Source organism: Acidovorax sp. M14 (assembly GCF_049331375.1).
Taxonomy (GTDB): Bacteria; Pseudomonadota; Gammaproteobacteria; order Burkholderiales; family Burkholderiaceae_C; genus Acidovorax.
In genome coordinates this window covers 1,284,838-1,297,328 of sequence record NZ_CP186263.1, presented here as the reverse complement: position 1 = coordinate 1,297,328, position 12,491 = coordinate 1,284,838, and the positions used below count along the sequence as shown (strand labels likewise).

Sequence of the window (12,491 nt, the reverse complement as noted above, 5' to 3'; positions counted from 1 at the left end):
ATGTGGACATGAAAAAAGCCGCTGACCAAAAAGGGCGCGGCTGCTGCGCCTACTGTGATCGGGTCGCCAAACCCGTGGTGTTTTTCAACACCGGGGTGGAATGTAGCACGGCTTGCCGCCGCTGTGTAAAGCGCCGCGCTCATGCGTGCGCCACCGTTTGCGTCAGCGCCTCGAAGCGCTCGGCCCGCTGCGCGTGGAGCTTGTTCACCAGCGCGCGAATGGCCTCATCGGGTTGCCCCGCAACACGCGCCGCCGTGACGGCTTCAACCTCGTAATCTGGCCACCCCACTGAGCGCAGGCCAATCGCCACAGGCTTGGTCAGAAGCCCGGCTTGGACTGCGTTGTAAACCGATGTTTTGGACCGATGGCCCGTGATTGCAGTGACCCCGCAGATTCGCAAAATTGCCATCTTGGCCGCCCTTGTCTGTTGTTGGACATGGGGCGACTGTGCGAGCGGTTTTCTGTATTCAGTACGGCTGGCAGGCTAGCCGTTACATGCGGCGGGCTAGCGGTTACGGCTGGTCAGCCACAGGTAACCCGCATTTCAGCTTTCGCATAACCCGCAGTGCTTCATAGATCAATCGCTCCGGATCAACGGACACATCTACAAATTCGGCAGGCAGCTTTGCGGCAAGAGCTCGGCTAATTTCTCGGTCAGACCCGCGACTGGCGCAAGCATTTTTAACAGCCCACTCCTTCAGCGCTCTTGTTTTCGCGTGCTTAGCATCAGCTCCTCGTGCACCGGCCGCAGCAAGTTCGCTTCTCAGCAAGGTAATTTCGCGAGAAGGTGCGTCACCGCTATCAATGGCATCGAGTTGTGCATTCAAACCTCGCAAGCTGTGCGAAAAACCGACCAGCGACCGCCATCCGAGATCTACATTTCCTTTTTCGTACTGTGATCGAGACTCATGCAAGACAGCCACCAAGCTCAGAAAGGCGAGCTGATTGGTGTTCGTGATCGTCGTAACTTCACCAGTTTCTACGTCACGTAAATGAGCGGAATCCGACTCGGCAAACCATTCGACATTAACCACTGTATCTGGTGCAAAGAAAGCCTCAACCAATGCAGCGCCACCCGGAAGAATGCGCTCAAGAACCTTCTCTAGCTCAGCGACTTCAAGGTCATAAACAGCGCCAAAACCAAGAAATCCAAAATCCTCTTTCCCATCACTTCCGCTCTCATGAATCATGGCGCCCCCTGTGTCACGCCCTGAATAAGTAGCCAGCGCCGCCAGGTCAGGGTGTCCCGGTTTTCGCCCTCGGGGATCAGTCTCGGGCTAGGCGTGGCTGAAAACTGTGCGCACTTGGCGCCCGGCCTATGAGCCCATCACGCTACTCCAGCGCGCAGCGGAACCACGTCGGCGCCCCGCCGCAGTTTGTCCAGATGGTTCGCCCACTCGCACATCATCACGCGCCGCTCTTTCAGGTACAGGGCATGGTTGTAGGCCGCGCTTACTTCGTTACGCTCCTGGTGGGCCAACTGCAGCTCAATGGCGTGGTGCGGGTAGCCCTGCTCATGCAGGATGGTGGACGCCATGCCCCGGAACCCGTGGCCCGTCATGCGGCCTTTGTAGCCCATGCGCTCCAGCGCTTTCAGAATCGTGTTGTTGCTCATGGGCTTGGCGTGGTCACGCTCGCCAGGGAACAGCAGCTCGCGCCCGCCTGAGAGGGTGTGCAACACCTTCAGCACCTCCACCGCCTGCGGCGACAGGGGCACGATGTGGGGCGTTTTCATCTTCATGCGCTCGGGCGGTATGCGCCACTCAGCGGCCTGCAGGTCAAACTCTGCCCAGCGTGCCGCGATCAGCTCGGTGGTGCGCACGAACGTGAGCGCCATCAACTGCATGGCCAGACGCGTGTAGGGCCCGCCCTGATACGCCTCGATCTTGCGCAGCAGCTCGGGCAGCTCTTTTTCACCCAGGCGGGCGTAGTTCTCTTTCCTGCGGCTCTTGAGGGTGTCGCTGGGCTTCACATCCGTGGCCGGGTTGCGATCAATCAGGTCGTGCGCCACGGCGTAGCGCATCACTTGGCCAGCCATCTGCAGCACCCGGTGCGCCAGGTCGATGGCGCCGCGCTCTTGCACGGCTTTGGCCATGCGCGTCAGGTCTTTGGCGGTCAGGCTGGCAATGGGCCGCGAACCCAGCAAGGGGAAGGCGTCCGCCTCCAGGCGCTTGATGGCGTAGTCAGCATGGCGCGGGCTTTTGCCGTCCCTCCAGTGGTCCCACCACAGCCGCGCCACGGCCTCGAAAGTGTTGGCCTGGTCAAACGCGCTGGCCGCCTTGGCTTCGCGCCGGACCTGGCCGGGGTCGGTGCCATCTTTCAGCAGCTTGCGTGCATCGTCGCGAGCCTCGCGGGCCTGCGCCAGGCTCACTTCAGGATAGACACCCAGCGCCAAGCGCTTTTCTTTGCCGCCGTGCCGGTACTTCCAGCGCCAGTATTTGCCCCCGGCTGCGGTCACCTCCAGGTAGAGGGCTTTTTCATCGGCCAGGCGAACGCTTGGGCGCCCCTCGGGGCAGGTGGCCTTCTTGCACGCTGTGTCGGTCAGAGGCATTTTGGGGGCACATTTTGGGGAGCATCGGAAAAGCCCGATTTATGCCCCCGATTGTGCCCCCCGGTTTGCGTGGCTTCAACTGTCTGCCTTTGGACGACTTTGGACAAAAAAAACCCCGCTTACCTGTGGGAAAGCGGGGTTTGCTGGTCAGTTTTGAACGTCGTTGAACGTCAAACTGGCGGAGAGGGTGGGATTCGAACCCACGGTAGTGTTGCCACTACGCCTGATTTCGAGTCAGGTACATTCGACCACTCTGCCACCTCTCCTGTGTGTCGAAGCCTTCGATTATAGCCAGATTTTCAGGGCTTGAGCACGGCGGTGCCGCCCAGGTAGGGGCGCAGCACCTCGGGCACCGTCACGCTGCCATCGGCCTGCTGGTAGTTTTCCAGCACCGCCACCAGCGTGCGGCCCACGGCCAGGCCAGAACCGTTCAGGGTGTGCAGCAGCTCGTTCTTGCCTTGGGCGTTCTTGAAGCGGGCTTGCAGGCGGCGGGCCTGGAAGGCTTCGCAGTTGCTCACCGAGCTGATTTCGCGGTAGGTGTTCTGCGCGGGCAGCCACACTTCCAGGTCGTAAGTCTTGGCGGCGCCAAAGCCCATGTCGCCCGTGCACAGGCTCATCACGCGGTAGGGCAAGCCCAGCTTTTGCAGCACGGCCTCGGCGTGGCGGGTCATTTCCTCCAGCGCTTCGTAGCTCTTGTCGGGGTGCACGATCTGGACCATTTCGACCTTGTCAAACTGGTGCTGGCGGATCATGCCGCGCGTGTCGCGGCCGTAGCTGCCTGCTTCGGAACGGAAGCATGGCGTGTGGGCCGTGAGCTTGATGGGCAGGTCGGCCTCGGCCACCACCACGTCGCGCACGAAGTTGGTCAGCGGCACTTCGCTGGTGGGGATGAGGTACAGCGCCGCGTTGTCGGGCACGGGTTCGCCGTCCTGGCCGCCCTTTTTGGCGGCAAACAGGTCGCCTTCAAACTTGGGCAGCTGGCCGGTGCCCTTGAGCGAGTCGGCGTTCACTGCGTAAGGCACGTAGCACTCGGTGTAGCCGTGCTCTTGCGTCTGCACGTCCAGCATGAACTGGCTGAGCGCGCGATGCAGGCGAGCAATCGAGCCCTTCATCACGGTAAAGCGCGAGCCCGAGAGCTTCACGCCCATGTCGAAATCGAGGCCCAGCGGGGTGCCCACATCGACATGGTCCTTCACTTCGAAATCGAACTTCGCAGGCGTGCCCCAGCGGCGCACTTCGACATTGCCCGCTTCGTCGCTGCCCACGGGCACGGATTCGTGCGGCAGGTTGGGCACGGCCACCAGCATGGCCAGCAGCTCGGACTGGATCTGTTCCAGGCGGGCGGCGGATTGTTCCAGCTCCACCTTGCCTGCGGCCACCTGGGCCTTGACGGCTTCGGCGCCGTCCTTGTCACCCCGGCTCATCAGCATGCCGACCTGCTTGGACAGCTGGTTGCGCTGGGCCTGCAGCTCTTCGGTGCGGGTCTGCAGCGTCTTGCGCTCGGACTCCAGGGCCTGGAAAGCGGAGACGTCCAGAAAGGCCTGGGGCTTTTTGCGGGTTTCCAGCCGCGCGATGGCGGTGTCGAGGTCTTTGCGGAGGAGAAGAATGTCAAGCATTGCAGGATTTTAAGGGGGTGGTCGGCACAGGCTCAGGCAAGGCTGGCGGGGTCAAAGTTGGCGCCGCAGAGAATCAGGGCCACCGTCTCTTGCGGCTGGGGCTTGTAGGCGCCGGATTGCAAAGCTGCCAAGCCCAGCGCGGCAGCGGGCTCCACGGCCAGTTTCAGCTCCTTCCACAGCCACAGCTGGGCCGCGCGGATGGCGTCGTCGGGCAGCAGCAACGCATCGTGTACGTGGCGCTGGCTCACCTCCCAGCTGATCGCCCCGATGCGGCGGGCACCGAGCGAGTCGGCGGCCACGCCACCCACCTCCACATCCACCGGTTGGCTCGCAGCCCGCGCAGCGTGCAGGGTGGGTGCGCGTTCGGGCTCCAGCGCCACCACATGGGCGCGGCTTTCCACCCATGCGGCCACACCGCCAATGAGGCCACCGCCGCCCACGCTGACCAGCACCGTATCGGGCAGGCGGCCGCCCTGCTCTTCCATCTCCAGCGCCAGGGTACCCGCGCCGGCCACCACTTCGGGCTGGTCGTAGGCATGGGCCTGCAAGGCGCCGGTGGTCTTCTGGCGGGCCACGCAGGCTTCAAAGGCTTCGGAATACGCGGCGCCGGTGACGACCACCTCCGCCCCCAGGGCGCGCAGGCGAGCGCGTTTGGCCTCGGGCGAGACCTCGGGCACAAACACCTCACAGCGCACGCCCAAGGCCTGGGCGGCCGCCGCCACGGCGATGCCCGCGTTGCCGCCCGAGGCGATGATCACGCCGCTCTCGGGCATCGGGTTGGCCAGCAGACGGTAGAGCATGCCGCGCGCCTTGAAACTGCCACCCACCTGCAGATGCTCCAGCTTGAGCCAGACCTCGGCACAGTCCACGCCCAAGGACTTGCCGGACAGGCGCATCAGCGGCGTGGTGCGCAAAAAGTCGGGCTGGGTGGCCAGTTGGCGGCGGGCGGCGGCAATGGCGGCGCGGTCGATCATGCAGGGGCTCCGGATGGCAGGTGGTGTCAAAAGAAGGGGCAGTGTAGGGGCTGCCCGCAACATGCAGACACAACGTGGACTGCACGTGCGCCCCACAACTGCCGATAACATGGGCAAAGCAGTTCCAACCCCACCCGTCCGGCGGTTCTGCACACAGGAGAAAAGCATGTTCTTTGTGTTCGGCCCGTCGGGCCAGATGTACCGGGGCGGCCCCGAAAACCTGGCACGTATTTCTGCGGTGCGCAGCGTGCAGCGCCCGCAGGCCCTGCGCACGCGGGCCATGGACGCACAAGACGGGCAGCCGGTGCCCGTCTTCACGGCCCCGCCCCGCCCCACCGCCGCCGACCACACCCATGCGGCGGCACCCGGCGCCGTCGTCAACCTGCGCCTGCAGGACGCCGTGAGCGCCTACGCGCAAACGGAGCAAGGCCCCCAGGCCAGTGCCCGCCAGCCGTTGACCAAGGTGAGCGATGTGATGACCACCGGCGGCGTGAGTGTGGCGCCCGATGTGCGCGTGAACGATGCCTGGCAGACCCTGGCAGAGCACCGGGTGGCGCAGGCCCCCGTGGTGGATGCGCTGGGCCGCGTGATCGGATTGCTGCTGAGGGCCGACATGGCGCCGCTGGATCTGCTGCCCGAGCCCGGCGCCGTCAAGCAGGCCATCGACCTGGCCCGCCGCCCGGTGGCCGAGGTGATGGTGAGCCCGGTGCCCACCGTGTCACCCGACACCGAACTGCGCCGCGTGGCCGCCGTGCTGCTGGACACCGGCCTGCCCGGCCTGCCGGTGACGGACGAGGCGGGCGTGCTGTCGGGCTTTATTTCACGCACCGACATCCTGCGCGCCGTGGCGGCCGACCCGCCGCTGGACCTGTGGAGCGGGCCCGCCGTGCCTCTGTAGGGGCATATTTGGATAAAAATGACCGCTAGCGCTAGAGAAATATGCGCTAGCAGCTATCAATTCAGGAGTGAATAAAAAAGGCGCCTACCGGCGCCCTTGCACGATCAGCGGCAACCTCGCACGCCGCCGTCAGTGCGCAGACGGCCCCGTCTCCGGCGTGCGCTCACGAATTTCCAGACCCGTGGCCGCGTCAATCTTGAGCCCCTTGGGCAGCGGGAACTTGATGGTCTCCTCAATGCCCGCCATGCTGCGCACCGACACTGCGCCCAGCGCCTTGATGCGGTCGATAACCTGCTGTACCAGAATCTCCGGCGCGGAGGCGCCCGCCGTGAGCCCCACGCGCGAACGGCCCTTGAACCATTCGCCCTGCAACTCGTCGGCACTGTCCACCATGTAGGCCGTGGTGCCCAGCTTGGCAGCCAGCTCGCGCAGGCGGTTGCTGTTGGAGCTGGTGGGGCTGCCCACCACGATCACCACGTCCACCTGCGGGCTCAGCACCTTGACGGCGTCCTGCCGGTTCTGTGTGGCGTAGCAGATGTCCTGTTGCTTGGGCTCGCGCACGTTCGGAAAGCGCGCCCGCACGGCGGCAGAGATTTCGGCTGCGTCGTCCACACTCAGCGTGGTCTGCGTGACCACGGCCAGCTTCTCGGTCTGCGCGGGCTGCACGCGGGCCACATCTTCCACGTCTTCCACCAGGTGGATGCCGTGGTCGAGCTGGCCCATGGTGCCCTCGACCTCGGGGTGGCCCTTGTGGCCGATCATGATGAATTCGTAACCCTCTTTGGCGAGCTTGGCGACCTCGACATGCACCTTGGTCACCAGCGGGCAGGTCGCGTCAAAAATGCTGAAGCCACGCGCCTCGGCCTCTTGCTGCACCGCCTTGCTCACACCATGGGCGCTGAAGACCAAGGTGGCGCCTGGGGGCACATCCGACAGCTCTTCGATGAAGATCGCGCCCTTGGCCTTGAGGTCGTTCACCACGTAGGTGTTGTGCACGATCTCGTGGCGCACATAGATGGGGGCGCCAAATTTCTGGATAGCGCGCTCCACGATCTCGATGGCGCGGTCCACACCGGCGCAAAAGCCGCGCGGCTCGGCCAGCAGGATTTCTTTCGGCGCCAGCATCACAGGATTCCGATCAGCTGCACTTCAAAGGTCACAGGCTGGCCCGCAAGCGGATGGTTGAAGTCGAACAGCACCGCGCCGTCTTCACGCACCTGCATCACGGCACCGGCGTAACTGCCCTGGCCGTCGGGCGTGGGGAACTGCACCACATCGCCCACGTTGTACTTTTCGTCGGGGTCACCCAGCTCGTTCATCAGCTTGCGCGCCACCCACTGCTGCATGTCGGGGTTGCGCTCGCCAAAAGCCTCACCCGCAGGCAGCTCGAACGTGGTGCGCGTGCCCTCGGCCAGGCCCAGCAGGCGCTGCTCCATGGCGGGCGACAGCTCGCCCGTGCCCAGCGACAGGGTGGCCGGCTTGTCGGCAAAGGTGTTGATCACATCCCCCGCTGGGCCAGCCAGGCGGTAGTGCAGCGTGAGGAAGGAGCCCGGCTGAACGGTGGGAAGGGGGGTGGAAATAGAGGTCATGAGAGTCCCGATAAACTGCCCCGATTGTAGAAAACCGGGGAAACCCCTATCGGCTGGGTCCATCGGTGCCCTGCCCCGTACGTACTTTCTTCGCGCCATGCCCCTCAAAGACCTGCCCGCCGACGCCCAGCCCCGCGAAAAACTGCTGGCGCGCGGCCCCGCTGCGCTGGCCGATGCCGAACTGCTGGCCATCCTGCTGCGCACCGGCATCGTGGGCAAGGGCGTGCTGCAGATGGCGCAGGAGCTGCTGGACCCGCCCGGCATCGACCCGGACACGGGCGCTGTCACCGGCGGCTTTGGCGGCATTGCCGGGTTGCTACACACCAGCGCGGCCGATCTGGAGCGGATCAAAGGCCTGGGCCCCGCCAAACGCGCCGAGCTGGTGGCCGTGCTGGAACTGGCCCGCCGTGCCCTGGCCCAGCAGCTGCGTGAACGCGAAGTGTTCGACTCGCCCGATACCGTCAAGCACTACCTGCAACTGCACCTGGCCGCCAAGGGGCACGAGGTGTTTGCGGTGCTGTTTCTCGATGCGCAAAACCGCCTGCTGGCACTGGAGGAGCTGTTTCGCGGCACGCTCACGCAGACCAGCGTGTACCCGCGCGAGGTGGTGCTGCGTGCCCTGCACCACCAGGCCGCAGCCGTGGTGCTGGCCCACAACCACCCGAGCGGCAGCGTACAACCCAGCCGTGCGGATGAGGCGCTGACCCAGACCCTGAAGACCACGCTGGCCCTCGTGGACGTGCGCGTGCTCGACCATGTGATCGTGGCACCGGGCCAGGCGCTGTCAATGGCTGAAAAGGGCCTGGTGTGACCGCCCCAGCCCCCACACCCGCCCAGCCGCCCACGGCCCTGCAAGCCGCGCTGGCGCGTGCTGCGCGCGCTGTTCCCGGCAAGGCGCCCCCGGTGGAAGCCACAGCCGCCGCCCCGGCCCCCAGCGCACCCCGGTCCGCCCGGCGCGCAGGCCTGGCTGACAAAAAGGCAGCCGCCAAGGCAGCGATGCGCCCGCTGCGCCAGGCCCCCGCCGGGCCCACAGCCGCAGCGAGCCCCTCACCACCCCGCCGCCGAGCCCCTCCGGCCCCGCGCCGTGCGGGTGAGCGCATCACCCAGCTGCAGGACCTAGCCACCGTGGCCCGCCGCCTGCGCGAGGAGCAGGAGCGCCGCGAGGCCGAAGACAAAGCCCGACGCGAAGCGGCAGCACGGGCCGAGGCCGAGCGCTACCTCTTCAGCCGCAGCGTGGGCCCTGTCACCCCGCTGCGCAACCCCAATGTGGCGCGGCTGCGGCGCCACCTGCCGCCGCCGCTGCCGGTGCAGCACTGGCTGGACGAGGAGCGGGTGCTGCTCGAATCCATCAGCGACGACTTCGACGTGAGCACCCTGCTGGACACCGACGACCAGCTCAGCTTTCGCCGCCCAGGCATCGGCGTGGAAGTGACGCGCCGCCTGCGCTCCGGCCACTGGAGCATTCAGCGCCACCTGGACTTGCACGGCCTGCGTGTGGACGACGCGCGCGAGGCGCTGGGTGAATTCATCCGCCACGCGCACAAGATCGGCCTGCGCTGCGTGCGCGTGGTGCATGGCAAGGGACTGGGCTCGCCCGGCAAAAGCCCTGTGCTCAAGGGCCGCGTACAGCGCTGGCTGGTGCAGAAGAACGAGGTACTGGCCTTCGTGCAGGCGCGGCCCATGGATGGCGGCGCGGGCGCCCTGGTGGTACTGCTGCAACCCGTTTTGCGCAAAAATTCATAAAAATAGCCGCAAGCGCCGGATCCATATGCGCTTGCAGCTATCAAAAACAGAGCAACACAGTGCTCTACAACAGACCGCACCGTGGCGGCGCTGCAAACGCACGCACCGTCACGGCACCCACAACGGCAGGGGGACGACTACTTGGACAAGTCCACGCCGTACTTCGACGTGCCCTTGCCTGACCCATCATCGGCCGCCAGCAAAGACACATTGCCCAGCCCGGCCGCTTGGGCCACGCTGAGCGCATTGGCGCCTGAGCTGAACACCACCGGCCCCGCCACTGTGGCCTTGGCAAAGCGCCAGCTCTTGGCCGCGCCGTTGGCGGTGCGAGTCACCGCCGGGTTCTTGCGGATGTAGTCGATCACCACGTCGCGGTTGGCATCGGGCGAGGCCCAGATGGTGCCCGAGCCGTCCAGCTCGTCGATAAAGCTCTTGCCGCTGGTGGCGCGGTAGTTGTTGGTGGCGATCACAAACTCCTGCGCCCCATCGATGGGTTTGCCCAGGTAGGTGAGGTTCTTGATGCGGCTGCCCACGGGCTGGGTCACGTCGATCTCGTACTGCATGTCCGCGGTGGTGAACATGTCGAAGTTGTAGCCCGGGAAAGTGCTGATGAGCTGCTGCTCGGTGGTCTTGGCCGGGTCGATCTGGTTGAAGCGCTTGGCAGCGGCTTCCAGCCAGTTCTTGATGTCCGCGCCGTTCACCTTCACCGCGTACACCGTGTTGGGATACAGGTACAGGTCGGCCGCGTTGTTGATGGCCAGCGGGCCCACGGCCACGTCGGTGTAGTCCGCGCCGCCCTGGAAGCCGCTCTTGAATGGAGCGCTCACCGACAGCACGGGCAAAGCAGCGTACTGCGGCAGGCTGGCCTTGATGTAAGCCGCCACATAGGCCTGCTGGGCCTGGTTCACGATCTGGATCGCGCCGGGGTCACCCACATCAGCAAACAGCGTGCTCATGCGGAAGTCAGTCTGGCCGATCGGTGTCTTCACATACTGGATCGCGGCTTGGTGCTGTGTCTCGATCAGAGGGGCGATAGCAGGGTCTGCATCCACAGTCACCGTGGCGCCAGCGGCATTCTTGCTCTGGATGTTGCGCAGCTCGCTCTTGCTGGCGGTCTTGTTGACCACCCACTTGCTGCCGTCCCACTGCAACGCCAATTGCACCACGCCCAGGGCCTTGCCCCAGGAGCCGGCCATGACGGCGGGCACACCGTTCACCGTGCCTGCCTTGTGGTCCACACCGGGCAGGTTGAAGCTGGGGGTGGCTGCGGTGTCGGGGAACACGCCGTGCTGGTGGCCCATCACCATGGCATCAATGCCCGCCACCTTGGACAGGTGCAAGCCCGGGTTCTCCATGGTGGCCGAGTAGGCGGCACTATCGAGCCCGCCGTGCAACAGCGCCACCACAATGTCGGCGCCCTTTGCGCGCAGCTCGGGCACGTACTTGTTGGCGGATTCCACGGCGCCTTCCGTGTAGACCTTGCCTTCCAGGTAGCGCTTGTCCCAGTTCATGATGCCGGGGGTGGTGAAGCCGATCACACCAATTTTGATCGGCAGCTTCACTTCCTTGCCATCGGTGCCCTTGGCCACCAGCGTGCGTTCCAGCAACGTGTAAGGCTGCACCAGCGGCTTCTTGGTCTTGTTGCTGTACACGTTGGCCAGCACGGCGGGGTAGCCCGCGCCCGCGCATTTCTTGGTGGCATCGACCCCATCCACGTCCAGCCCGCCACCCAGCACCTGGTTCAGGAAGGGCAGGCCGTAGTTGAACTCGTGGTTGCCCAGCGTGCCCGCATCAAAGCCCAGCGCGCCCATGGCCTTGTACATGGACAGCTGCTGCGTGCAAGGTATGGGGCTGACGGTGGCCTCGTAGTCGGCCAGCGCAGTGCCCTGAATGGTGTCGCCGTTGTCCACCAGCAGCGTGTTGGCAAACTCCTTGCGGGCAGCGCGCACCAGCGTGGCGGTGCGCTCAAAGCCGTAGCTCTTGTCGTCGGCCAGCTTGAAGTAGTCGTAGCTGCGCACATTGAAGTGCAGGTCGGTGGTCTCCAGCACAGCCAGCGTGGCTGTGGCGCCCGCGTTGCTGCTGGCGTTGTCGCTGCTGCCACCGCAGGCGGCCAGCGACGCAGCAAGTGCTACCACACCCAGTGCGGCGACACGGCGTGAAACCTGCGAAGGAGAAATCAGAAAACCCAGAATGCGTTCAGACATGAACAGTCCCTGTTGGAAACAAGGGACCGAGTGTCTGGGCCGGGTTTGACAGCGGTGTGACGTGGCAACGTCGATGCAACACCCGCGCCGCACGCGGCAGTCAGCGGGCCTCGCTACGGCTCAATCGATGCGGTGCACGTCGCCGTTGTGGGGCGATGCACTCTCGTGGAACAGGTCTTCCAGAAATTGCACAAGTTCATGCTCTTCGACAAAGTCGGGGATCACAAAGCCCGAGGGCGTGCGCTTGCCGTCAGCGCCCACGCGGTAGGCCTGCCACAGCGCGCCTTCGCGGCGCACTTCGACGATGCGGCCGAACACATTGAAGCGCGGGTACCCATGGGCTTCCGGCTGTTGAGCAGGTGTGGGGATTGGTTCAGCGGCAGTCATAGGAGTTTGTCCAGACGCGAGGGAGCCGTCAGGTTCGCACCGAGGCGATCAAGTCCACCTCCACCGTCGCGTTCTTGGGCAGCTGCAGCACCCCGACCGACGTGCGGGTGTGGGCGCCGGCCTCTCCCAGCACGGCAAACAGCACCTCCGACGCGCCATCGGCCACCTCACTTTGCTGCGTGAAGGTGGGCGCCGACTGCACATACACGGTAATGCGCAGGATGGATTGCACGGCATCCAGCGAACCCACGGCGCGCTGCAGCAGCGCCAGCGCCCGCATCGCGCAGACCTTGGCGGCCTTTTGCGCATCGGCCAGCGAGGCATCGGCCCCCGCCGCGCCCGTAACGACCACCGTGTCGCCCACGCGCGGGATCTGCCCGCTCAGGTAGATGTGGTGGCCGTCACGCACCAGCGGGACGTAGTTGCCACCAATCTTGATCTCGCCATCAAAGCGGTAGCCCAGTGCCTGGGCCTGTTCCTCAAATCTCGCATCGCGTGACATGAACATGGGTCTCCTGAAAAACTGCAG

At 65.1% G+C, this 12,491-nt stretch carries 13 protein-coding genes and 1 tRNA gene; 3 read left to right on the top strand and 11 right to left on the bottom strand.

What is annotated here, in order from left to right:
- Nucleotides 1–139: 139 nt before the first annotated feature.
- The 6 genes from ACOYR4_RS06095 to ACOYR4_RS06070 all read right to left on the bottom strand — a co-directional run bounded on the left by ACOYR4_RS06095 (nucleotide 140) and on the right by ACOYR4_RS06070 (nucleotide 5,141).
- Complete coding sequence (locus ACOYR4_RS06095) at nucleotides 140–289, bottom strand: hypothetical protein (protein ID WP_422848953.1); 150 nt, start codon at nucleotides 287–289, stop codon at nucleotides 140–142.
- A 223-nt stretch (nucleotides 290–512) separates the two neighbouring features.
- Complete coding sequence (locus tag ACOYR4_RS06090; RefSeq protein ID WP_422848952.1) at nucleotides 513–1,190, bottom strand: hypothetical protein; 678 nt, start codon at nucleotides 1,188–1,190, stop codon at nucleotides 513–515.
- Between the two features lie 137 nt (nucleotides 1,191–1,327).
- Nucleotides 1,328–2,551 carry a tyrosine-type recombinase/integrase gene (locus ACOYR4_RS06085; protein WP_422848951.1) on the bottom strand — a complete coding sequence of 408 codons (1,224 nt, stop codon included), beginning with the start codon at nucleotides 2,549–2,551 and terminating at the stop codon, nucleotides 1,328–1,330.
- Between the two features lie 176 nt (nucleotides 2,552–2,727).
- Nucleotides 2,728–2,817, bottom strand: a tRNA-Ser gene (locus tag ACOYR4_RS06080).
- A 33-nt stretch (nucleotides 2,818–2,850) separates the two neighbouring features.
- Nucleotides 2,851–4,167, bottom strand: coding sequence for a serine--tRNA ligase (serS, locus tag ACOYR4_RS06075; protein WP_422848950.1), 1,317 nt, complete (start codon nucleotides 4,165–4,167; stop codon nucleotides 2,851–2,853).
- Between the two features lie 32 nt (nucleotides 4,168–4,199).
- Nucleotides 4,200–5,141, bottom strand: a complete 942-nt coding sequence (locus ACOYR4_RS06070; RefSeq protein ID WP_422848949.1) for a threonine/serine dehydratase — start codon at nucleotides 5,139–5,141, stop codon at nucleotides 4,200–4,202.
- A gap of 166 nt (nucleotides 5,142–5,307) precedes the next feature.
- On the opposite strand from ACOYR4_RS06070, the gene ACOYR4_RS06065 reads away from it, so the two are divergent.
- On the top strand, nucleotides 5,308–6,039 hold the full coding sequence (locus tag ACOYR4_RS06065; RefSeq protein WP_110959512.1) for an HPP family protein: 732 nt from the start codon (nucleotides 5,308–5,310) through the stop codon (nucleotides 6,037–6,039).
- A gap of 129 nt (nucleotides 6,040–6,168) precedes the next feature.
- Here ACOYR4_RS06065 and ispH read toward each other — a convergent pair whose 3' ends face one another.
- Nucleotides 6,169–7,164, bottom strand: coding sequence for a 4-hydroxy-3-methylbut-2-enyl diphosphate reductase (ispH, locus tag ACOYR4_RS06060; RefSeq protein ID WP_060985944.1), 996 nt, complete (start codon nucleotides 7,162–7,164; stop codon nucleotides 6,169–6,171).
- Entirely contained in the window at nucleotides 7,164–7,628 is a 465-nt protein-coding gene (locus tag ACOYR4_RS06055; RefSeq protein ID WP_015012908.1) for an FKBP-type peptidyl-prolyl cis-trans isomerase, read from the bottom strand. The genes ispH and ACOYR4_RS06055 overlap by 1 nt, the downstream gene beginning before the upstream one ends.
- A gap of 97 nt (nucleotides 7,629–7,725) precedes the next feature.
- Here ACOYR4_RS06055 and radC point away from each other — a divergent pair, with 97 nt between their 5' ends.
- The gene (radC, locus tag ACOYR4_RS06050) at nucleotides 7,726–8,439 is read left to right on the top strand and encodes a RadC family protein (RefSeq protein WP_056641656.1); all 714 of its coding nucleotides are present in this window, start codon (nucleotides 7,726–7,728) and stop codon (nucleotides 8,437–8,439) included.
- Nucleotides 8,440–8,624: 185 nt separating this feature from the next.
- On the top strand, nucleotides 8,625–9,371 hold the full coding sequence (locus ACOYR4_RS06045) for a Smr/MutS family protein (RefSeq protein ID WP_422849630.1): 747 nt from the start codon (nucleotides 8,625–8,627) through the stop codon (nucleotides 9,369–9,371).
- A gap of 137 nt (nucleotides 9,372–9,508) precedes the next feature.
- On the opposite strand, the gene ACOYR4_RS06040 is transcribed toward ACOYR4_RS06045, so the two are convergent.
- From ACOYR4_RS06040 to ACOYR4_RS06030, 3 genes are all read right to left on the bottom strand, one after another.
- Nucleotides 9,509–11,575: a bifunctional 2',3'-cyclic-nucleotide 2'-phosphodiesterase/3'-nucleotidase gene (locus tag ACOYR4_RS06040; protein ID WP_422848948.1), complete on the bottom strand. Its 2,067-nt coding sequence runs from the start codon at nucleotides 11,573–11,575 to the stop codon at nucleotides 9,509–9,511.
- Nucleotides 11,576–11,695: 120 nt separating this feature from the next.
- Nucleotides 11,696–11,962 (bottom strand): DUF7661 family protein, encoded by a 267-nt coding sequence (locus ACOYR4_RS06035; protein ID WP_422848947.1) that lies wholly within the window; start codon nucleotides 11,960–11,962, stop codon nucleotides 11,696–11,698.
- A 28-nt stretch (nucleotides 11,963–11,990) separates the two neighbouring features.
- A complete protein-coding gene (locus tag ACOYR4_RS06030; protein WP_422849629.1) occupies nucleotides 11,991–12,464 on the bottom strand; it encodes a RidA family protein in 474 nt (157 codons plus the stop codon).
- Between the last annotated feature and the right edge of the window lie 27 nt (nucleotides 12,465–12,491).

What these genes read in the sequence shown, in the direction of transcription:
- ACOYR4_RS06085 (WP_422848951.1), bottom strand. Translation starts at nt 2,551, where the DNA reads ATGCCTCTGACCGACACAGCGTGCAAGAAGGCCACCTGCCCCGAGGGG.
- ACOYR4_RS06040 (WP_422848948.1), bottom strand. Translation starts at nt 11,575, where the DNA reads ATGTCTGAACGCATTCTGGGTTTTCTGATTTCTCCTTCGCAGGTTTCA.
- ACOYR4_RS06045 (WP_422849630.1), top strand. Translation starts at nt 8,625, where the DNA reads ATGCGCCCGCTGCGCCAGGCCCCCGCCGGGCCCACAGCCGCAGCGAGC.
- serS (WP_422848950.1), bottom strand. Translation starts at nt 4,167, where the DNA reads ATGCTTGACATTCTTCTCCTCCGCAAAGACCTCGACACCGCCATCGCG.
- ispH (WP_060985944.1), bottom strand. Translation starts at nt 7,164, where the DNA reads ATGCTGGCGCCGAAAGAAATCCTGCTGGCCGAGCCGCGCGGCTTTTGC.
- ACOYR4_RS06055 (WP_015012908.1), bottom strand. Translation starts at nt 7,628, where the DNA reads ATGACCTCTATTTCCACCCCCCTTCCCACCGTTCAGCCGGGCTCCTTC.
- radC (WP_056641656.1), top strand. Translation starts at nt 7,726, where the DNA reads ATGCCCCTCAAAGACCTGCCCGCCGACGCCCAGCCCCGCGAAAAACTG.
- ACOYR4_RS06090 (WP_422848952.1), bottom strand. Translation starts at nt 1,190, where the DNA reads ATGATTCATGAGAGCGGAAGTGATGGGAAAGAGGATTTTGGATTTCTT.
- ACOYR4_RS06035 (WP_422848947.1), bottom strand. Translation starts at nt 11,962, where the DNA reads ATGACTGCCGCTGAACCAATCCCCACACCTGCTCAACAGCCGGAAGCC.
- ACOYR4_RS06070 (WP_422848949.1), bottom strand. Translation starts at nt 5,141, where the DNA reads ATGATCGACCGCGCCGCCATTGCCGCCGCCCGCCGCCAACTGGCCACC.
- ACOYR4_RS06030 (WP_422849629.1), bottom strand. Translation starts at nt 12,464, where the DNA reads ATGTCACGCGATGCGAGATTTGAGGAACAGGCCCAGGCACTGGGCTAC.
- ACOYR4_RS06065 (WP_110959512.1), top strand. Translation starts at nt 5,308, where the DNA reads ATGTTCTTTGTGTTCGGCCCGTCGGGCCAGATGTACCGGGGCGGCCCC.